This window comes from Oceanimonas sp. CAM02 (assembly GCF_032842915.1).
In the GTDB taxonomy this organism is placed as follows: Bacteria; Pseudomonadota; Gammaproteobacteria; order Enterobacterales; family Aeromonadaceae; genus Oceanimonas; species Oceanimonas smirnovii.
In genome coordinates this window covers 1-20,360 of record NZ_JAWJBK010000012.1, presented here as the reverse complement: position 1 = coordinate 20,360, position 20,360 = coordinate 1, and the positions used below count along the sequence as shown (strand labels likewise).

The following is a 20,360-nucleotide window of genomic DNA, read 5'->3' as shown; positions in this document are numbered from 1 at the left end:
ACCGTGATGAGTGTCTGTGGACCTGTGCATTTCGTCATGCCAAAAGCACTGCTTCACCATCAGGGGCTGACGAAGCAGAAGCGGGGATTGCCGGAGCCGACCATTAAATGCCATGGATGGCATTTTCGAGCGTTACATGGAGGTACTTGTAGCGTGTCGGCGCAGCGCAACCGCGCTGCTGCTTCGCTCTGCGAACCGCTACAACCCCGAGCGCAGCAGGCCACCGAGGCCGCGCTCTTCCAGGTAGCGGCCGAAGATGCCCTTGAAAGCACCGGTATGGCGGTGGCTGAGTGCTTCCTGCAGCAGTTTCTGCAGCTCATCAATGCGCGACTGACGCACTATGTATTTAATGCGCATGATATTGCTGTTGTTCATGCTGAAGCGGCGGTAGCCCATGGCCATCAGCACCAGCACGCCAATGGGATCCCCGGCCAGCTCACCACAAATGGACACCGGCCGGGCATGCTGGCGGGCGGTGTCGATGATCTGCTGCAGCGCTCTGAGCACCGCCGGGTGCAGCGAGTCATAAATATCTGCAACCCGGCCATTGTTACGATCCACCGCCAGTAAATATTGTGTCAGATCATTGGTGCCCACCGACCAGAAGTCTACCAGCGGGGCCAGCTCGGTGAGCTGATACAACAGCGAAGGCACCTCTATCATGACCCCCAGACTGGGATAACGAATAATACCCTGTTCATCGGCGGTTTCTGCCGATACCTCGCGCCAGGCCCGGTCCAGCAGCCGCCGGGCCACCCGCACTTCTTCCAGACTGGCCACCATGGGCAGCATAATGGATAAGTTATCCAGCCCTATGCTGGCCCTGAGCATGGCCTTGAGCTGCACCAGAAAGATCTCGGGGTGATCCAGAGTCAGACGAATGCCACGCCAGCCCAGAAACGGGTTTTCTTCCACAATGGGAAAATAGGGCAGCTGCTTGTCTCCGCCCACGTCCAGAGTACGCATGCACACCGGTTTGCCCACATAACTGGTGAGCACCCGGCGATAACTGTGCACCTGCTCCAGCTCAGACGGAAACCGGTCGCGCATCATAAAAGGAATTTCGGTACGGAACAGACCGACACCGTCAGCAGTATCGTTCATGGCGATATCAGCGTCAGCACTAAGGCCGGCATTCAGCAAGAGAGAGATTTTTACCTCATCCCGCGTAATGGATGCTTCGGACCGCACAGTGGCAAAAAGTTCATCCATCTGGGCTTCTTCGGCAATCATGCGGTGGTATTCTTTCAATACCGATACCGGTGGTTCCACCAGCAATTCACCAGTGTAACCATCCACTACCATCAACCGCTCTTCCAGCAGCTCAAAGGAATGATCAATACCCATCACTGCCGGTATCCCCATAGCCCGGGCCAGAATAGCGGCATGTGAGTTAATGGACCCCTTTGCTGACACTATGGCCTTGAGCTTATTACGGGGTATTTCAGCGATCAGGGTGGCACTGATCTCATCCGCTACCAGCACCATGGGCTCGCTCAGGCTGAGGGGGCCTTCATCTTCGTGGATCAGCCGGGTCAGCAGCCGCTGGCCCAAATCCCGAATATCGGCGGCACGCTCACGCAGATACAGGTCTGCCATGTCACCAAACTGGGCAATTTGCTGTTCGCACACGCGTTTGACCGCGCTGCCGGCAGTCCAGCCTTGCTCTATTTCATCCCGAATCAGGCCAATGAATACCGGATCCTTGAGAATATACTGATACACCTCAAAAACGGCGATGGACTCGGCAGACGAAGACTCCTGAAAGCGCAGTGCCATGCTGTCCAGCTCTTCTTCTACCTGCTGCAGTACCTTATCGAGGCGCTGGTGTTGCATTGGTAGATCATCCGCCCGGCGCAGCTGCACCTTGTGCAACTCAACTCTGGGCCGCCAGACCCAGGCCTTGCCGATGGCCACCCCGGGCGATCCCGCCAGTCCTTTAAGCATCCCCCGCCAGTTGCGTGACTTAAGGTTGCCCTTGGCTTCGGCATGGGCAATCACGGTAGCCAGCTGAGCCGCCAGCGTCACCAGAAAGGACTCTTCTCCTTCTTCAAACAGGCGTACCTGTTTTTGCTGAACCACCAGCACACCCAGGGTTTTACGCTGATGAATAATGGGAGCACCCAGAAAGGAGCGGAATTTGTCTTCGCGGGCTTCAGGCAGGTATTTGAAGCGAGGATGAAGGCGGGCATCTGCCAGGTTGATCAGCTCTTCTTTTTCACCCACCAGGCCCACTATACCTTCTCCGAGAGGAATACGGGCACGACCCACGGCCTGGGGTGCCAGACCGTCAGTGGCTGCCAGCAGATAGAAGGCGTCCTGTTCCCGGCGCAGATAAATAGAGCAGCAGTCGGCCAGCATAGCCTGACGGGTCTGCTGGGCCAGCTCCGCCATGGCTTCGTTCAAATCGGAGCTGGCGGTGACCCGCTGGACAATTTCCCTCAGTTCCTTTAACACTGCCGCTCCTTTTGATTATCTGTGTCGTCTGCGCCTGTCCCGCTGGCGTCCCTGTTCCGACCGGTAACGACCCTGATCATGGTGGTTACGACTTTGCTCAGCCATGACAATAGGCGCAAATTCCCGCAGCACCCGCCGGTAAACTTCCCGTTTAAAAGACACCACCTGACGTACCGGATACCAATAGCTTACCCAGCGCCAGTCATCAAACTCAGGATGCCCGTGGCAACCAAACTCAATATGTGGTTCCTGTTCCGGGTCCAATCGCAGCAGAAACCATTTCTGCTTCTGCCCAATGCAGACAGGGTTACTGTCCCACCGAACCAGGCGTTTTGGCAGCTTGTACTTGAGCCAGTGACGCGTCACCGCCAACAGGGTAACGTGCTCGGGCTTAAGCCCTATCTCTTCGTACAGCTCCCGATACATGGCCTGTTCGGGGCTTTCACCGTCATCTACTCCCCCCTGGGGAAACTGCCAGGAATGCTGGCCATAGCGTCTGGCCCACAATACCTGGCCTTTGCGATTGCAGATCACTATGCCTACATTGGGACGAAATCCGTCGCCATCTATCACGCAATCACCAGACTAAAAAGCTAACATGGAATGATTGTTCCATATTCCCCCATTTCCGGCAAATCGAGCCTGCATATTCATATAACGACATGACTTGAATAACTCTTTAATTTGTCAACAGTTATAAACAAAAAAACCTGACTTGCCGAATGGTTTCCCCCAGAACCTGTGAATAATACTGTGATAAAAACGGTATAGCCGAGTTTAATCAGGTGAGCTGTAAGCGTTGCCTTTTGTGATCAACTTCATAAACAATAAAAAAATAATATAAAAAACAATATCTTAATATCACTCATATGGATCAGGCTGGATCTTTGATCAGGCGATCCTGCAGGATCAATCATGTTGATAACTAACGCAGGTCAATAAATAACCACTTTGGGGTTATCCACAAAACTAGTGAATGATCCGCCGGATCATGCAGCGCTCTCATCACATTTTGTTGGCCTCAGCAGCAAAATGACGTCCGGAAAGAAGCAGAATATCACTTATCCAGTTTTTCTGTGGATAAGCTTGTGTAACGGTATGTTCATACCTGAGTAAAACCCGTATAAGATCGGTCTGCTGCCTGTCACCACAGGCAGAAACAAGTACAAACCAAGGTGATTGATTTTTGAACAACCCTATCTTGCGCCCTGAAAGCGTCTCACAATTGCTGGAGCATGCTCAGGAGCTGGCCGGTCTTCCGCTGGCTGCTCTGGCTCATAATCTGAACCAGCCGGTGCCGGACAACCTGCGCCGGGACAAAGGCTGGATTGGCCAGCTGCTGGAGTTAAGCCTGGGTGCCAGTGCCGGCTCCAAACCTGAACAGGACTTTCCCGAACTCGGGGTGGAGCTCAAGACCATACCGCTTGACGCGGCCGCCCGGCCTCTGGAAACCACCTTTGTGTGCGTTGCACCGTTGCTGAATATTGCTGGCCTCAGCTGGGAAACCAGCAATGTGCGCAACAAGCTGTCCAGGGTGTTATGGATTCCGGTGATCGGTGAACGAGATATGCCCCCCGGCGAACGGCTGATTGGCCAGCCACTGTTATGGACGCCGAATGAAGAAGAAGAATGGTTATTGCGCCAGGACTGGGAAGAAATCATGGAGCTGATAAGCCTCGGCCGAGTGCAGGAAATTACCGCACGCCATGGCCAGGCCCTGCAGCTCAGGCCCAAGGCCGCCAACGGCCGTGCCCTTACCGATGCCATTGGCCCCGACGGCAATTACATTCAAACCCGCCCCCGGGGTTTTTATCTGAAAACCAGTTTCACCGCCGCTCTGCTGGCCCGGCATTTTATGCTGTGAGCCGTGTAAGAAGCAGCAACAGGGTTACCTACACCGACACGCTTCAAGTACTTCCATGTAACGCTCGGCAAATGTCATCCATGATATTTGACGGTCGGCTTCGGCAATCCCTGCTGCTGCTTCTGCTGACTCCGGCATTGCCTGTTGAAAGAGCATCCGGCTACGCGGTGGCGAGTCAGGAGGACAAAGGGTATCTGTTTCAGCGGCCCTTCGCGCCAGGGATGGCGCGACGGAGCCTACAGGGAGGTATTCACGGCGTGCCGCGGAAACAGTGCCCTTTGGCCGACGCGACTGCACGGCCAGGCAAAATCAGGCCGCCACCGGCTCACGAGTATTAAGCCGCCAGATCAGGGCAAATACCAGCAGGATCCAGGGCAGGGCAAACAGGTTCAGGCCGGTCCAGCCCAGCAGGGTCACGCCCTGGCCGGCAAACAGGCTGCCAAAAGCAGCAGCGGTAAACACCAGAAACTCGTTCATGCCCTGTACTCTGGCTTTTTCTGCCGGCTGATAACTGAAGGTCAGCAGATGCGTGGCCCCGATGAAGGTAAAGTTCCAGCCCACCCCCAGCAGCAGCATGCCCCACCAGTAGTGCCAGAAGCCGGTGCCGGATAAATTCACCGCCACACTCAACAGCAGGGCGGCACAGCCCCAGAGGATCACAACACGGGTGCCAAAGCGGCGAATCAGACCACCGGTAAAAAAGGACGGTACAAACATGCCCAGCACATGCCACTGGATCACCATGGCAGTATCTGGAAAATCATGGCTGTGGTGCTCCATCGACAGCGGCGTAGCCGTCATCAGCAACACCATAATGCCGTAGCCGATCATGCCGGAAGCCACCGCTGCCAACAGCAGCGGCTGACGAAGCAGGTCACCATAGGAGCGCATACGTTCCCCCGGCTGCACCGGAGCTGCCGCTGGCAGCGGCAGCAGCAGGATCAGCAGCAGTGCCACTACATAAAGCCCAAGCAGACCATAAAAGGCACCGGCATAGGGGCTGGCGGCGTGCCAGTCCTGAGACCAGATAGCCAGATTGGGGCCAATCACCGCCGCCAGTATACCGCCGGCCATCACCAGGCTGATGGCTCTGGCATGCTGGCCGGAATCGCAGGCTTCCAGCGCGGCAAAGCGGTACTGCTGACCCACACCAATGGCGATACCAGTGAGAAAGGTTCCGCAGGCAAACAGACTCAGGCTCTCGCCTGTCAACCCTTGTAATGCCACCCAGGCCCCCAGCAGGCCAAACAGATTACCCAGCATAAAGCCAGCTTTTCGGCCCAGCCGCTGCATCAGATGCGCCGCCGGCATGGTGGCCACAATCAGACCGGCAAACTGACAGGCTACCGGCAGAGTAATTTGCCATGGGGCGTCCGCCAGCTGCTGGCCAATCAGCGCCGACACCGACACCAGCAAAATATTGCCCGACATCAGCAGCGCCTGGGCCACCGCCAGGCCCCATACGGTAAACGGCATCACACATCCTTGGTTACATTAGAAACAAGTAAAGCATCATACTCCGTCTTGCCTGAAACCAAAAGGAGGGCAAAGACCAGGAGCCAGAAACACAAAAGGCCCGCTTATGCGGGCCTTTTTCGACAGCCGGTTCGGCTTATTTGGTGGCGAGACGCTCTTTGATACGAGCGGACTTGCCGGAGCGGTCGCGCAGGTAGTAAAGCTTGGCACGACGCACGGCGCCACGACGCTTCACTTCCACGCTGCCGATCAGCGGGCTGTGAGTCTGGAAGGTACGCTCAACGCCTTCACCGCTGGAGATCTTGCGCACGGTGAAAGAAGAGTGCAGACCACGGTTACGCTTGGCGATAACAACGCCTTCGTAAGCCTGAAGACGCTCTTTACCGCCTTCAACTACACGTACCTGTACGCGCACGGTGTCACCCGGTACAAAAGCGGGGATGTCGCTGCGCAGTTGTTCTTCTTCAAGCTGCTTGATGATGTTGCTCATGATATTTCCTTACCTAGGGTAAACTGAAAACTCTACTGTTTGTCCTGCTGTTGGCGGACAAATTGGGCAAGAAGCTGTTCCTGCTCGTCAGTCAGAGCTAGGTTATTTAGCAGTTCCGGCCTTCTCAACCAGGTTCGGCCCAGTGCCTGCTGCATTCTCCAGCGTGCTATGTCTGCGTGGTTGCCACTGAGCAAGACGTCAGGAACGGCCATTCCTTCCAGCTGCTCGGGACGCGTGTAGTGAGGATGATCCAGTAACCCTTCACTGAAGGAGTCCTGTTCCGCACTGGCCATGTCGCCCAATACGCCGGGCACCATTCGGGCCACCGCATCAATCAGCACCATGGCCGGCAATTCGCCCCCACTGAGTACGTAATCACCCACCGACCATTCTTCATCGATATCGGCTTCGATAACGCGCTCGTCCACACCTTCATAGCGTCCGGCCACCAGGATCAGTTTATCCTGTTGCGCCAGTTCGCATACGCCCTGCTGATCCAGCTTGCGGCCCTGGGGTGACAGGTAAATGACCTTTGCCCCCTCGCCCGCTGCTGCCCGCGCCGCCGCTATGGCGTCGCGCAATGGTTGCACCATCATCAGCATGCCCGGTCCGCCCCCGTAGGGTCTGTCATCGACAGTGCGGTGTTTGTCCCGGGTGAAATCCCGCGGATTCCAGCTTTCAAATGTCAGCAGACCGTCTTTCACGGCCCTACCGGTCACCCCGTAGTCACTGACTGCCCGGAACATCTCCGGGAAGAGGCTGACAACCCCTATCCACATGATTCTCTCCGCGCAGGACGACCGGGATTAAAAATCCGGATCCCACTCTACTTCAATGATTCGGTCCGCAATATTCACAGACTTGATCACCTGTTGTTCCAGAAACGGAATTAACCGTTCCCGTTGGCCAAATGCATCATTGGCATTGGCTTTGACCACCAGCACGTCATTGGAGCCGGTTTCCATCAACTGAGACACCACACCCAGGTCGTAACCCCGTGTATTGCTCACTCGACAGCCAACCAGATCGCGCCAGTAAAATTCATCCGCCGGCAACGAGGGCAATGCCTCGGCGCTGACTGCAATGTCGGCACCGGTCAGTGCCTGAGCCTCTTCACGCTGGTCAATATCGGCCAGCTTGCAAATCAGACTCTGATTGTGGCGTTTCCATCCGGTGACCTGAATTTCACGCCAGCCTTTGCCATCTTTTATCAGCCAGGGCTGATAATCGAAAATGCCATCGGGCTGTTCGGTAAAGGAGTTGATTTTCAACCAGCCTTTAATGCCGTAAACAGCACCCAGGCGGCCTACTACGATAGGTTCACTCACCTTTCCCTCCTCGCCCGACCGACTTAGGCAGCGGCTTTGGAAGCGTCTTTGACCAGCTTGGCCACGCGCTCGGACAGGCTTGCACCCTGACCTACCCAGTGGTTGATGCGCTCGATGTCCAGACGCAGCTTTTCAGCCTGGCCGGCAGCAAGCGGGTTGAAGAAGCCTACTTTCTCGATGAAACGACCATCGCGAGCGTAGCGGCTGTCTGCAACTACTACCTGGTAGAACGGACGCTTTTTCGCGCCACCACGTTGTAAACGAATGGTTACCATATCGTCCTCTATTCACTTGAAACGAACAAGGTTCGCCAACAGTGCGAACCTCAGCTTAAAATAAGCCGCGCAATTGTACTCTGAACAGGCGAGAATGCAACCAAAAGGGAACTGCGCAACCACGTAATGCCACCGGTGAAACCCGGCGGCAAATTCAGTACCGGTTCAGAACGGGCCGCGGCGACCGCCGCCACCCAGGCCGCCCGGCCCCATCATGCCCTGCATCTGGCTCATCATTTTGCGCATGCCGCCTTTGCCAGACATTTTTTTCATCATTTTCTGCATTTGGGTGAACTGCTTGAGCAGCTTGTTCACTTCCTGCACGTCAGTGCCGGATCCCAAAGCAATGCGGCGCTTGCGGCTGCCCTTAATCAGTTCGGGACGACGGCGTTCCTTGGGAGTCATGGAGTTGATAATGGCTTCCATGCGTACGGTCAGCTTGTCGTTCACCTGATCCTTGACGTTGTCGGGCAGCTGGCTCATGCCCGGCAGCTTGTCCATCAGGCTCATCATGCCGCCCATGCTGCGCATCTGCACCAGTTGATCACGAAAGTCTTCCAGATCAAAACCCTTGCCCTTTTTGAGCTTCTTCGCCATCTCGGCGGCTTTGCTCTTGTCGACCGACCGCTCCATCTGATCGATCAGAGACAACATATCGCCCATACCCAGAATGCGCGAAGCCACTCTGTCTGGATGGAAAGGCTCAAGCGCATCCACCTTTTCACCCATACCGATAAACTTGATGGGCTTGCCGGTAATATGGCGCACAGACAGGGCGGCACCGCCCCGGGCATCACCATCGGCCTTGGTGAGAATAACACCGGTCAGCGGCAGCGCTTCACTGAAGGCCTTGGCGGTGTTGGCCGCATCCTGACCGGTCATAGCATCCACCACGAACAGGGTTTCTACCGGATTAATGGCACCGTGCAGCTGCTGAATTTCGGTCATCATGTCTTCGTCGACATGCAAACGACCGGCGGTATCCACCAGCACCACATCAAAGAACTTCTTGCGGGCGTAATCTACTGCGTTGCGGCCAATGTCTACCGGCTTCTGACTGATATCACTGGGAAAGCATTCCACGTCGAGGTCGGCGGCCAGGGTCTCGAGCTGCTTGATTGCGGCCGGACGATAGACGTCGGCACTGACCACCAGCACTTTTTTCTTCTCGCGCTCTTTCAGGTATTTGGCCAGCTTGCCCACAGAGGTGGTTTTACCCGCCCCCTGCAGACCGGCCATCAGTACTACCGCCGGCGGTGTTATCGCCAGGTCCAGCGCCTCATTGGCTTCGCCCATCACAGAGACCAGCTCGGCATTCACAATTTTGATAAAAGCCTGGCCCGGACTCAGCGACTTGGACACTTCCTGGCCAACTGCCCGCTCTTTTACCCGGTTGACGAATTCGCGCACTACCGGCAAGGCCACGTCGGCTTCCAGCAGAGCCATGCGCACTTCGCGCAGGGTTTCCTTGATATTTTCTTCGGTGAGGCGTCCGCGGCCGCTGATGTTCTTCAGCGTGCGCGACAGCCTTTCTGTGAGATTCTCAAACATGAACTGCGTCCGCTAATGGCGAAAATTGCGACCAGTATAACCAAGTTAGGCCCCGAACTTAAGCGAACCCGGCTGGCGATGGGCAAGCGCTTGAGGGTATACTGACTTTTCTTTTTATATTTCCGATAAATGGCTGACATTCATTATGGAATTGCTTGCTGTTCTGGCGATGGCATTTTACCTGTTGGCGGCCTTTGCCTGTGTGCATAACCTGTTTACCCCACACAACAAAAGCCGTCGTTACGGCCTGCTGGCTGCCGTTTTTGCCCTGCTGCTGCATGGTGCCTGGCTGATAGACACAGTAATACTGGTGCCGGGGCAGAACCTCAGCATGCTTAATGTGGCGTCTCTGGTCAGTCTGATTGTGGCCGGCCTGATGTCGGTGCTGGTCACCCGCTTCAATGTATGGCTGCTGATGCCGGTGGTGTACAGCTTTGCCTGTTTGCTGCTGGTGGCAGATATTCTGTTACCGGGCAGCTACACCATGTATCTGGAAACCCGCCCCGAAGTGCTGGTGCACATTACCCTGGGCCTGATGTCCTATTCGCTGCTGGCCATTGCCTGCCTGCTGGCCATTCTGCTGGGCTTTCTTGATAATCGGCTGAAAAAACACAAGCTGACCAATCTGCCTGCCATGCCGCCGCTGATGACGCTGGAGCGCTATCTGTTCCGGCTGATTTTTGCCGGTGTGGTGGTACTGACGCTGTCCATTTCCAGCGGCCTGTTTTTTCTGCAGGAAATGTTCAGCCCGGGCAAAGTACACAAGGCCGTGCTCACCATCATTGCCTGGTGTGTTTATGTGGGGCTGCTGTGGGGTCATCACCGGCTTGGCTGGCGTGGCCGCAAGGTTATCTGGACCAGTGTGGCCGGCAGTTTGCTGCTGACCATGGCTTATTTTGGCAGTCGCTTTGTTCGGGAAGTATTGCTCGGTTCTTGACAGACTTTCGGCAAACTCGTAGAAATTGATCAGGTTTTTTACACAGGACGGTCTGTTTGGACGACATATCGACGGGTGCCTTAACCGGCATCCTGATTACACTACTGTTTGTTTCCGCCTTTTTCTCCAGCTCAGAGACCGGCATGATGTCGCTCAATCGCTACCGGTTGCGACATCTGGTACAAAATCGCCATAAGGCCGCTACCCGGGTTGAGAAACTGCTGTCCCGCCCTGACCGGTTAATAGGCCTGATCCTGATTGGCAACAACCTGGTCAATATTCTGGCTTCAGCCATTGCCACTCTGCTGGCCATTCGGCTGTTTGGTGATTACGGTGTGGCGGTAGCCACCATAGGTCTGACCCTGGCAGTACTGATTTTCTCGGAAGTGACTCCCAAGACTCTGGCCGCACTCTATCCGGAAAAGGTCGCCTTTCCTGCTTCCATTATTCTGCGGCCACTGATGGTGTTGCTCTACCCCGCGGTATGGGCCATCAACGCCATCTCCAACGGTCTGCTGGCGCTGTTTCGCATCAACCCCAAGGGGGGCGAGGACACTGCCATCAGCTCTGAAGAATTACGCACCATAGTGAACGAAGCCGGCGGTCTTATTCCTCGTCGCCACCAGGACATGCTGGTGTCCATTCTGGATCTGGAAAAGGTGACCGTGGACGATATCATGGTGCCGCGTAATGAAATTTACGGCATCGACATCACCCAGGACTGGAAAAGCATTAACCGCCGTCTGCTGCAAAGCCCCCATACCAAGGTGCTGCTGTACCGGGATAATATCGACGATGCGCTGGGCTTTATTCATGCTCGTGACGCGCTGCGCCTGCTGGCTAAAGAAGAGCTGTGCAAACCCAGCCTGATGCGCGCCGCCCGGGAGCTTTACTTTATTCCCGAGGCCACGCCGCTCAACGTGCAGCTGCTCAAGTTTCAACGCAACAAGGAGCGCATCGGCCTGATTGTGGATGAATACGGCGATATTCAGGGTCTGATCACCCTGGATGATATTCTGGAAGAAATTGTCGGTGACTTTACCACTACGATCAGCCCGACTCTGAGTGATGAAATTCAGCCTCAGGACGACGGCTCCTATCTGATTGAAGGCACCGCCAGCATCAGGGATCTGAACAAGGAGCTGGGCTGGGATCTGCCGACCGATGGCCCCCGATCACTCAACGGATTGATTCTGGAATATCTGGAAGACATTCCAGAGGCCAATATCGGCCTGCGGGTGGCGGGCTATCCGATAGAAATTCTGGAAGTAGAAAATAACGTGATCAAGCAGGTACGGGTACAGCCCCAGTATTATTTACAGGGGCGTTAAACAGCGTTCAGCCTGCGCTGCGGCGCAGGCTTTCTGATTCAAGGTGGCTGAAAATAGGCAGCAGTTCATCGCGGTTGCTGATCAGATCAGCCAGAGTATATTGTTCCATCACCTGCAAAAACGCCTCCATGGCCTCGGCCAGCGCGCTTCTTAACCGGCAGGCAGGCACCAGATGACAGGCCGGACGGCCACAGTCTATGCCACTGAGATTATTTTCCAGCAGCCGGATTACTCGTCCGATATTGATATGCCCGGGTTCCCGGGCCAGCCGAATGCCGCCGTTCTTGCCACGCAGGGCATAAATATACCCTTCCCGGGCCAGCTGGTTAATAACTTTGACCATATGATTACGGGACACATCATACAAAGCCGACACTCTGGCCACACTGGTCAGCTCTCCCTCTGGCAGAGTAGCAAGATACATCAGGGCCCGCAGGCCAAAGTCGGTATAGGTCGTCAGCTTCATGCTAGTAATGTCCTGATAATGGGGGCGAACATATGCACATGATACACATTCAGGATAAAAACTGACATTAAATGTCAGCCCGTTTAATAAAGCAGCTGATGATTCAGCTCTTTTACCTTCTGGGCCGGCATGCGTTTGGCCAGTCCTTGAGTCAGACGCTCGGCCTGCTGATATTTGCTCTTGTCGTCAGTGACAATTTGCTTAAGCCAGAGATAGGCCTGGGGATAATCGAGCGGGCTGCCCGCCCCTTCCAGCAGCCAGGCAGCCCAGGTGAACTGCGCTTTTTCAAAGCCCAGACTGGCTGCTTCCTGCATCAAGGGGGCGGCTCGTTCCCGGTTCTGCTGCACCAGGGTGCCGGTATAATAATAACGCCCCAGTTGCTCCAGTGCCGCCGGCATGCCCTGGCGGGCCGCTGACCACATCATTTGCAGACCACGGCGCGGTTCCGCAGGCACACAAACACCCCAGGCCAGCATATCGCCCCACAAAAACTGATAAGAAGGCAGCCGCAGCACCTCGGCCCGGGCTTCAATATCCTGCACCAGCTGACACTCGTCCCGATCCCGCACCCGCTGCAGATGCTGGTTGTTATTAATCAGGAGGATCAGCTCGTCTTCTTCGTACAAGGGCACGGCTTTCAAACCGTCAAGCACTCTGGCAACATCCGTCTGGCCGGCACCGGCAGGCGTCTCCGCGGCCCATAAAGGCAGCGCTGCACATAAAAGCAATAAGGGAAAATAATTCATGGAGCATCTCCTCAACTGCCTTGGTTATCGGCCAGCACCGCTGAATATTGAGTTCAGCCTTCCTGCTGTTTAACCCGTCTCCAGCAGTCATCCATTTCTGCCAGCGAGCTGCTTTGGCAGTTTTTGCCCCGCTCCGTCAGCATTTGCTCCACTGCCCGAAAGCGGCGCTCGAACTTGCTATTGGCCCGGCGCAACACACTTTCCGGCTCCTGCTTAAGGTGACGTACCAGATTAACAGTAGCAAACAGCAGGTCGCCCAGCTCATCGGCAATGCGGTCGTCATCGCGCTCAGGCTGGTTTATTTCTTCCATGACTTCATCCAGCTCTTCGCGAATTTTGTCGACCACAGGAGACAGCTCATTCCAGTCAAAGCCCACGGCAGCACAGCGCTTTTGCATCTTGTTGGCCCGGCTCAGCGCCGGCAGGGCCAGGGGAATATCATCCAGAGCGCTCGTGGCGGCAGCGTCTCTCGCTTTACGCTCTTCGGCCTTGGTGGCTTCCCAGTTGGCTTTAATGGCGGCTTCGTCATTGAGTTGTTTGTCGCCAAACACATGGGGGTGACGGCTGACCAGCTTGGCGCTGATGGCCTGCACCACATCGTTAAAATCAAAACGAGACTGTTCCTCTCCCAGACGGGAGTAGAACACCACCTGAAACAGCAGATCTCCCAGTTCACCGGGCAGTTCATTCCAGGCCTCACGGGCAATGGTGTCGGCCACCTCATAGGCCTCTTCCAGGGTGTGAGGCACTATGCTGGCAAAGTCCTGTTTCAGATCCCAGGGGCAGCCCCGCTGCGGATCCCGCAGAGCAGCCATAATGCCCAGCAGATCGTCCAGAGAATAGTGTTGCTGTGTCATGCTTGAGTTCCGTAGTTGATTTACAGCCGGCGGGCTTCCAGCACATCAGGCAGCTGACTGATACGAGCCAGAGTACGGCTCAGGGTATCAATGTTAAAAACATCCAGATCCATGTCGATGGTGGCGGTCTGCTGCTTGCGGTTAATGCGGCTGTTCACTCCCCGTACATTAATTTTTTCATTGGCCAGTATGGTAGTGATGTCTCGCAGCAGGCCGGAGCGGTCATTGGCCACCACCCGCAGCGTCAGCTGATAACCGCCACCATTGTCTTCTCCCCACACCGCATCCACTACCCGCTCGGGGTGCTGCAGTGCCAGCTCCTTGAGCTGCTCACAGTCGGCCCTGTGAATGGAAATACCCCGCCCCTGAGTAATAAAACCAGTGATTTCGTCCCCGGGAATGGGCTGACAGCAGCGGGCAATATTGGTCAGCAGATTACCCACTCCCTGCACCACTATATGGCCTTTAGGTTTGGTGTCTTGCGGTTTTTTAAGTGCTTTTTGCTCCAGCTCCCGCAACACCTGCTGATCCTGCTCTTCGCTGGTGGGCTTTTTATGCTGGCTCTGCAGGTAGTTGAGCAGCTGATTGATGCGCAGATCACCGCCGCCAATGCCGGCCAGCAGATCATCCAGGCTGGTCACATTAAAGCGCTCCAGGGTCTTTTTATCCAGGCTGGCAAAGCCCATACCCAGCCGCTCCAGCTCCTTGTCGAGCAGCTCGCGACCAGCAATGATGTTCTTGTCCCTGTCCTGCTTCTTGAACCAGGTGGCGACCTTGGAACGGGCACGGGAGGTACGCAAAAAGCCCTGATTGGGATTCATCCAGTCCCGGCTGGGGTTCGGCTGCTTCTGAGTGATGATCTCCACCTGATCGCCGGTTTGCAGCTGATAGGTAAAGGGCACTATGCGTCCGTCGATTTTGGCTCCGATACAACGGTGCCCGACCTGACTGTGCACATAGTAGGCAAAGTCCAGCGGCGTGGCCCCGGCGGGCATATCCACCACATCTCCTTTGGGCGTAAACACATAGACTCTGTCTTCAAACACCTGACTGCGCAGCTCATCCACCAGAGAGCCGCTTTCCGCCATGTCTTCCTGCCAGGCCAGCAGTTTTCTCAGCCAGGCAATTTTTTCTTCATAGCCGCCCTGCTTGCCGCTGCCCGGACCTTCTTTATATTTCCAGTGTGCGGCCACCCCCAGCTCGGCATCCTGATGCATCTGCTCGGTGCGGATCTGAATTTCCACGGTTTTGCCTTCAGGCCCAATCACCACGGTATGAATGGACTGATAACCATTGGGCTTGGGATTGGCAACATAGTCGTCAAATTCCCGGGGAATATGCCGCCACTGGGTATGCACTATGCCCAGGGCGGCGTAGCAGTCCTGTAATCTGTGAGTGACCACCCGCACCGCGCGCACATCAAACAGCTCGTCAAAGTCGAGGCTCTTCTTCTGCATTTTGCGCCAGATACTGTAGATATGCTTGGGCCGGCCATACACCTCGGCTTCAACCCCGGCGTCATTCAGTGCTGTCTTGAGGCCGGCGACAAAGTCACTGATATAGGCTTCCCGGGCCAGCCGCTTCTCATCCAGCAACTTAGCAATGCGCTTGTAGGTATCCGGGTGCAGATAGCGAAATGACAGATCTTCCAGCTCCCACTTAAGCTGACCAATACCCAGCCGATTGGCCAGCGGCGCGTAGATGTTGGCAATTTCCTTGGCTACCAGCACCCGGGTTTCCTCATCGGCGCGCTTCACCTCACGCAGGCAGGTGATGCGCTCCGCCAGCTTGATCACCACGGCGCGCACATCTTCCACCATGGCCAGCAGCATGCGCCGCACCTTGTCGGCCTGAGCCTCATTACCCTTGTCGCCGTGCACGTGCTGCAGCGAACGAATGGCTTCCATATCGGCCACCCCCTGCAGCAGGCGGCAGATGTTATCGCCGAAATCTTCCTGAACTTGTTCGGGGGTCAGCGCCTTATATTCGAGAAACGGGTATAGCAAAGCCGATTTGAGGGTGTCGGCATCCATACTCAAGGTCAGCAGAATACCGACCATTTCCACACCCTGTGCCAGCAGACGAGCACTGCCGTCAGGGCTGATGTCCAACTGCCGGCAATACTCATAAATGGCTTTCAGCCGTGCCCGCTCATTAACGTCTACCGGAAGGCCATCGGCCCACTCCTGCAGGCAGAAGCTCGACTTGAGATGAGTTTCGCGCACGGCAACCATAAGCGTCCTTAAGTCAGTTCAAACAGCGCCATTGCTTCACAATGGGGCGTGTGGGGAAACATGTCGATAAGCCCCAGCCGGCTCAGGCGATAGCCTCCGGCCAGTAAGACTTCACTGTCCCGGGCCAGGGTAACGGGGTTGCACGATACATACAGTAACCGCTCAGGGGCCAGCGCCACCAGGTAGGGCATCACCTGTTCTGCCCCCGCCCGCCCGGGATCAAGCAGCACCTGGGAAAACCCTTCCCTGGCCCAGGGCTCCTGCGTAAAGTCGGCAGCCAGATCGGCGCGGTAAAAGCGCGCCTGCGCCAGCTGATTATCTTCAGCATTGCCTCTGGCTTGTTCCACCATTTCCATTACGCCTTCCACGCCCGTCACCGGATGACCGGCAGCAGCCAGGGGCAGACTGAAATTACCAATACCGCAAAATAAATCCAACACCGGCGTGCCGGGCTCGGGAGCCAGCCAGTTTATCGCCTGCTGCACCATGCGACTGTTCAGCTCATCATGGATCTGAATAAAATCACCGGGTGTGAATGCAAGTTTCAGATTATCCAACTGATAATAAAGCGGAAACGGCACATGTAAAGGCCGCCGGCCAGCATCGTCCTGTAAAAACAGCGCCAGGTTACGCTGCTGGGCAAAGGTCAGCAGTATATCCAGATCTGCCGCCGGCAATGCGCCCTTGTGCCGCAGCAGCAGCGCCACCCCCTCGGCCGCATGGTAAAGCTCCAGGTGCCCCAGTTGTTTTACCGCGCGCAGACGGTTAAGTAACTGCCGCAGCGGCGCAATCAGCTCCGACAGCAAGGGAGTGAGTACACCACAATGAGCGATTTCTGCCAGATCATGAGACTGAGGCTGACGAAACCCCAGTGCCACGCCCTTACCCTGGCGGCGAATGGCCAGCCGGGCTGCCCGGCGATAACCCTGTTCTGCACCATATAACCACTCGATAGCGGGCAGATCATCAATGCCGTGACGACTGAACAGGCTTAATACTGCTTTTTGCTTTAACCGGCGCTGTCCTTTGGAAGGCAGCTGCTGCAAATTACAGCCACCGCAGTCGTTAATATGTGCACAGAAAGGTTTTACCCGATCCGGTGAGGCGCTAAGTACCTTTTGCAGCGTGGCAGTGGCATAACGACTGGTTTGCGTGGTCAGTTGTACCCGCACCTGTTCCCCGGGCAGAACGCCGGCCACAAACAGGGGTTTGCCCTGATGACGGGCCACGCCCATACCATGGCCGTTAAGCTCAAGAATATGAATATCCAGAGGCGCTTTGGCCGGTGCTGAAGGCTTTTTGACTTTGAAGAACTGAACCATAAAACGTGGAGCCCTCGAACCGGCTATGTCATCATGAGACTACTGTCTTTTAAACGCATATTCTCCCACATAAGCCGATTATGACCAAATATGGCCTGCGAGCCCGGGTACTGGCCTTTACCATTATTCCCACCCTGATTATCGGCATTTTGCTGGCGGGGTACTTTTCCGTAAACCGCTATCAGCAGCTGGAAGATGCCCTGATCCAGGAAGGGGTCAACGTGATTGAGCCGCTGGCGCTGGCCAGTGAACTGGCCCTGACGGCTCGCAACCGCGAGGCACTCAACCGGCTGCTCAGCAATATTCACCGTAATAATACGCCCCTGGTGACGTCCATCGCGCTGTTTGATGCCGACGGCAAATTGCTGGTTACCTCCAATTACCATAAAGACTATAAATTATTGCGGCTGCCGGACGGCATGGTGATTCCCTCCACCACCAATGTGGACAGCCGTGAAGACGGTATTATTTTACGCACTCCGGTGCTGACCGACGCCACCCGCGCCGATGCTCTGTGGGACGAATCAGCCACTCACCCTCTGGGCTATGTAGCCATGCAGCTGACCGATGATTCAGCCATGCTGCTGCATTATCGCGATACCTTTTTTGCCGGCCTGATCGTACTGCTGGGTGTGTGTGTCAGCGCCCTGTTCGGCGTACGGTTGATCAAGGGGGTGTCTCAGCCTATTACCGACATGGTAAGTGCGGTATACAAAATTCGGGAAGGCCGGCTCGATACCCGGGTCAGCGGCGAGTTTACCGGTGAGCTGGAAATGCTCAAAAACGGCATCAACGCCATGGCCAAGTCGCTGTCGGAATATCATGATGAAATGCAGCAAAACATTGATCAGGCCACGTCAGATCTGCGCGAAACCCTGGAGCAGATAGAAATACAGAACATAGAGCTGGATATGGCCAAAAAGCGGGCTCAGGAAGCGGCCCGGGTTAAAACCGAGTTTCTGGCCAACATGTCCCACGAGCTGCGCACACCGCTGAACGGCGTGATCGGCTTTGCCCGCCAGCTGCAAAAAACCAAACTCACCGCCAGTCAGCTCGATTACCTCAAGACCATAGAGCGCTCCGCGCAAAACCTGCTTGGCATCATTAATGACATTCTTGATTTTTCCAAGCTGGAAGCAGGCAAACTGAAAATGGAGCAAATTCCGTTTTCTCTGCGTGACACGCTGCAGGAAGTCATGGTGCTGCTGGCACCCAGTGCTCATGACAAGGGGCTAGAGTTGTCTTTGCGCATTGATGCCGCTGTGCACGACAGCCTGGTGGGTGATCCGCTCAGGCTGCAGCAGGTGCTCAACAACCTGGTGGGCAACGCCATTAAATTTACCGAGCAGGGTAACGTGGATATTCGCGTAGACGCCCGCCCCGCTGGCCAGCCCGAGCGCACCGGCCTGTGCATTCATGTACAGGATACCGGCATCGGCATTTCCGACAACCAGCGCCGCCAGCTGTTTCAGGCGTTTAATCAGGCCGACTCCAGTATTTCCCGCCGCTATGGCGGGACCGGCCTTGGACTGGTAATTACCCAAAAGCTGGTACATCAAATGGCCGGTGACATCGAGCTGTATTCCGAGCCCGGCACCGGCTCGGTATTCAGCTTTACCCTGGAGCTGAATAAAGCTGCCCTGCCTCTGGCAGAGCCTTTGCCGCTGGCGGAGCTGGCCGGCAAGACGGTGCTATATCAGGAAGAAGACGGCTTCAGTCGCCGGGCCACCAGTGCCCTGCTGCGGGAATGGGATATGCAGGTATTGTATGAGCCTGATGCTGATCAGCCCATTGATATCGCCCTGCTGGGCTTTGGACCTCATGCTCTGCCCAGCCAGATGGAGCAGGAGCTGAAGCGCCAGCTGGCTTTTGAAAATCAGACCGTTATTTTGCTGAGTTCTACCGATCCAACCTTGAGCGACTCCTTGCTGGCCGCCGGTGCCAGCCACTGCCTGAGCAAACCGGCGCACTATCAGAAACTGGCCCATGCTCTTGCCGGACCACGCAGCCAGAATGAGGAGCCGTCGGTCCCCATTGCCCTGCCTCCGCCCGCCAGCAAGCAACCACTGCGAGTGCTGGCAGTAGACGACAACCCGGCCAACCTCAAACTTATCAGTGCCATGCTGGGTGAGCTGGTCAGCCAGGTGGATACCGGCCGCAATGGCCAGGATGCACTCAATCTGGCCACGGCCAATCACTACGATATTATTTTTATGGATATTCAGATGCCGGTGCTTGACGGTATTCAGGCCACGCAGGAAATTCGCCGTCAGGGCGGACTCAATGCCACCACCCCCATAGTGGCGGTCACTGCTCATGCCATTGCCGGCGAGCGTGACCGGCTTATGGGTCAGGGCATGGATGATTATCTGGCCAAGCCGATTGACGAAGCTATTCTTGCACGCATTATCAGCCATTGTGCCCGCCAGCCCAAAACGACCGGGCTTATCGACTGGACTCAGGCCCTGCAAAGAGCAGGTGAGCGGGAAACACTGGCTAAAGAAATGCTGAGCTTGCTGCTGCAGAGTCTGGATGAGTTTTCACCTGTGCTGAGTGCGGCTCTGGCCGGTGAGTTAAGTAGTGAAACACTCTACGGACCGCTGCACAAGCTGCACGGCGGTACCCTTTATTGCGGTGTGCCTCAGCTGCAGTCATTGCTGGCCGGGCTGGAACAGGCTCTGCTCGACAAGCAACCGCTCGATCATCTGGAGCCGGAATTACTGGAGCTGGAAGAGCGGATTGAGCAGGTGCGGGAAGAAGCGAAAGCTTTCTTATAAAAGCAGCAGCCGTAAGCTGTCAGCTATAAGCCGTAAGAGGTGTTGCCTGGCGGGTACCGAGTGTTCCTGAACAAGGCGCCTACAAAAAACCCGGATACCTGATGGTCCGGTGGAGTGGCCCCGATAAAGTAGACACTTAAATTAAGCGGCAGCTGCGTAGGCATTGGGAGTTATTCCTCCCAGCGCCATGTGGCGCCGCACTTTCGGGTAATACTCGTCCGTATAATACCGGACTTCATCTGCCATTTC

Annotated in this window: 17 protein-coding genes; 4 read left to right on the top strand and 13 right to left on the bottom strand. The window is 55.8% G+C overall.

Annotated features, from left to right (window positions below; all coding sequences use genetic code 11):
• Positions 1-198: 198 nt before the first annotated feature.
• A complete protein-coding gene (gene ptsP, locus R0I78_RS03050) occupies positions 199-2,457 on the bottom strand; it encodes a phosphoenolpyruvate--protein phosphotransferase (protein WP_317074269.1) in 2,259 nt (752 codons plus the stop codon).
• A gap of 15 nt (positions 2,458-2,472) precedes the next feature.
• Entirely contained in the window at positions 2,473-3,030 is a 558-nt protein-coding gene (rppH, locus tag R0I78_RS03045; RefSeq protein WP_026344952.1) for an RNA pyrophosphohydrolase, read from the bottom strand.
• Between the two features lie 613 nt (positions 3,031-3,643).
• On the opposite strand from rppH, the gene mutH reads away from it, so the two are divergent.
• Positions 3,644-4,321 carry a DNA mismatch repair endonuclease MutH gene (mutH, locus tag R0I78_RS03040; RefSeq protein WP_317074267.1) on the top strand — a complete coding sequence of 226 codons (678 nt, stop codon included), beginning with the start codon at positions 3,644-3,646 and terminating at the stop codon, positions 4,319-4,321.
• Between the two features lie 309 nt (positions 4,322-4,630).
• Here the strand turns inward: mutH and R0I78_RS03035 are convergent, their stop codons facing one another.
• From R0I78_RS03035 to ffh, 6 genes are all read right to left on the bottom strand, one after another.
• Complete coding sequence (locus R0I78_RS03035; RefSeq protein WP_317074266.1) at positions 4,631-5,797, bottom strand: MFS transporter; 1,167 nt, start codon at positions 5,795-5,797, stop codon at positions 4,631-4,633.
• A gap of 136 nt (positions 5,798-5,933) precedes the next feature.
• Entirely contained in the window at positions 5,934-6,287 is a 354-nt protein-coding gene (gene rplS / locus R0I78_RS03030) for a 50S ribosomal protein L19 (RefSeq protein ID WP_019936062.1), read from the bottom strand.
• Positions 6,288-6,319: 32 nt separating this feature from the next.
• Positions 6,320-7,066, bottom strand: a complete 747-nt coding sequence (trmD, locus tag R0I78_RS03025; protein WP_026344954.1) for a tRNA (guanosine(37)-N1)-methyltransferase TrmD — start codon at positions 7,064-7,066, stop codon at positions 6,320-6,322.
• A 27-nt stretch (positions 7,067-7,093) separates the two neighbouring features.
• A complete protein-coding gene (gene rimM, locus R0I78_RS03020) occupies positions 7,094-7,615 on the bottom strand; it encodes a ribosome maturation factor RimM (RefSeq protein WP_019936064.1) in 522 nt (173 codons plus the stop codon).
• 23 nt (positions 7,616-7,638) lie between these two features.
• A complete protein-coding gene (gene rpsP / locus R0I78_RS03015) occupies positions 7,639-7,890 on the bottom strand; it encodes a 30S ribosomal protein S16 (protein ID WP_019936065.1) in 252 nt (83 codons plus the stop codon).
• 165 nt (positions 7,891-8,055) lie between these two features.
• Entirely contained in the window at positions 8,056-9,441 is a 1,386-nt protein-coding gene (gene ffh / locus R0I78_RS03010; protein WP_317074265.1) for a signal recognition particle protein, read from the bottom strand.
• Positions 9,442-9,586: 145 nt separating this feature from the next.
• On the opposite strand from ffh, the gene R0I78_RS03005 reads away from it, so the two are divergent.
• Together R0I78_RS03005 and R0I78_RS03000 are read left to right on the top strand one after the other, a co-directional pair.
• Positions 9,587-10,378 carry an inner membrane protein YpjD gene (locus R0I78_RS03005; RefSeq protein ID WP_317074264.1) on the top strand — a complete coding sequence of 264 codons (792 nt, stop codon included), beginning with the start codon at positions 9,587-9,589 and terminating at the stop codon, positions 10,376-10,378.
• A 56-nt stretch (positions 10,379-10,434) separates the two neighbouring features.
• Positions 10,435-11,709, top strand: a complete 1,275-nt coding sequence (locus R0I78_RS03000; RefSeq protein WP_317074263.1) for an HlyC/CorC family transporter — start codon at positions 10,435-10,437, stop codon at positions 11,707-11,709.
• 7 nt (positions 11,710-11,716) lie between these two features.
• On the opposite strand, the gene R0I78_RS02995 is transcribed toward R0I78_RS03000, so the two are convergent.
• The 5 genes from R0I78_RS02995 to rlmD form a co-directional block, all read right to left on the bottom strand.
• Positions 11,717-12,175: an Rrf2 family transcriptional regulator gene (locus R0I78_RS02995; protein WP_019936069.1), complete on the bottom strand. Its 459-nt coding sequence runs from the start codon at positions 12,173-12,175 to the stop codon at positions 11,717-11,719.
• 83 nt (positions 12,176-12,258) lie between these two features.
• Positions 12,259-12,921 carry a tetratricopeptide repeat protein gene (locus tag R0I78_RS02990; protein WP_019936070.1) on the bottom strand — a complete coding sequence of 221 codons (663 nt, stop codon included), beginning with the start codon at positions 12,919-12,921 and terminating at the stop codon, positions 12,259-12,261.
• 53 nt (positions 12,922-12,974) lie between these two features.
• Positions 12,975-13,778, bottom strand: a complete 804-nt coding sequence (mazG, locus tag R0I78_RS02985; RefSeq protein ID WP_019936071.1) for a nucleoside triphosphate pyrophosphohydrolase — start codon at positions 13,776-13,778, stop codon at positions 12,975-12,977.
• A gap of 20 nt (positions 13,779-13,798) precedes the next feature.
• Entirely contained in the window at positions 13,799-16,012 is a 2,214-nt protein-coding gene (relA, locus tag R0I78_RS02980; RefSeq protein ID WP_019936072.1) for a GTP diphosphokinase, read from the bottom strand.
• A gap of 8 nt (positions 16,013-16,020) precedes the next feature.
• A complete protein-coding gene (gene rlmD, locus R0I78_RS02975; protein WP_317074262.1) occupies positions 16,021-17,334 on the bottom strand; it encodes a 23S rRNA (uracil(1939)-C(5))-methyltransferase RlmD in 1,314 nt (437 codons plus the stop codon).
• 80 nt (positions 17,335-17,414) lie between these two features.
• Between rlmD and barA the strand changes: the two genes are divergently transcribed.
• Positions 17,415-20,111: a two-component sensor histidine kinase BarA gene (barA, locus tag R0I78_RS02970; protein WP_317074261.1), complete on the top strand. Its 2,697-nt coding sequence runs from the start codon at positions 17,415-17,417 to the stop codon at positions 20,109-20,111.
• Positions 20,112-20,360 lie beyond the last annotated feature (249 nt).

Bases quoted from the DNA above. Each gene is read 5' to 3' on its own strand.
- R0I78_RS03035 (WP_317074266.1), bottom strand. From the start codon at position 5,797: ATGCCGTTTACCGTATGGGGCCTGGCGGTGGCCCAGGCGCTGCTGATG.
- rplS (WP_019936062.1), bottom strand. From the start codon at position 6,287: ATGAGCAACATCATCAAGCAGCTTGAAGAAGAACAACTGCGCAGCGAC.
- trmD (WP_026344954.1), bottom strand. From the start codon at position 7,066: ATGTGGATAGGGGTTGTCAGCCTCTTCCCGGAGATGTTCCGGGCAGTC.
- rpsP (WP_019936065.1), bottom strand. From the start codon at position 7,890: ATGGTAACCATTCGTTTACAACGTGGTGGCGCGAAAAAGCGTCCGTTC.
- ffh (WP_317074265.1), bottom strand. From the start codon at position 9,441: ATGTTTGAGAATCTCACAGAAAGGCTGTCGCGCACGCTGAAGAACATC.
- R0I78_RS03005 (WP_317074264.1), top strand. From the start codon at position 9,587: ATGGAATTGCTTGCTGTTCTGGCGATGGCATTTTACCTGTTGGCGGCC.
- R0I78_RS02995 (WP_019936069.1), bottom strand. From the start codon at position 12,175: ATGAAGCTGACGACCTATACCGACTTTGGCCTGCGGGCCCTGATGTAT.
- R0I78_RS02990 (WP_019936070.1), bottom strand. From the start codon at position 12,921: ATGAATTATTTTCCCTTATTGCTTTTATGTGCAGCGCTGCCTTTATGG.
- mazG (WP_019936071.1), bottom strand. From the start codon at position 13,778: ATGACACAGCAACACTATTCTCTGGACGATCTGCTGGGCATTATGGCT.
- relA (WP_019936072.1), bottom strand. From the start codon at position 16,012: ATGGTTGCCGTGCGCGAAACTCATCTCAAGTCGAGCTTCTGCCTGCAG.
- rlmD (WP_317074262.1), bottom strand. From the start codon at position 17,334: ATGGTTCAGTTCTTCAAAGTCAAAAAGCCTTCAGCACCGGCCAAAGCG.
- barA (WP_317074261.1), top strand. From the start codon at position 17,415: ATGACCAAATATGGCCTGCGAGCCCGGGTACTGGCCTTTACCATTATT.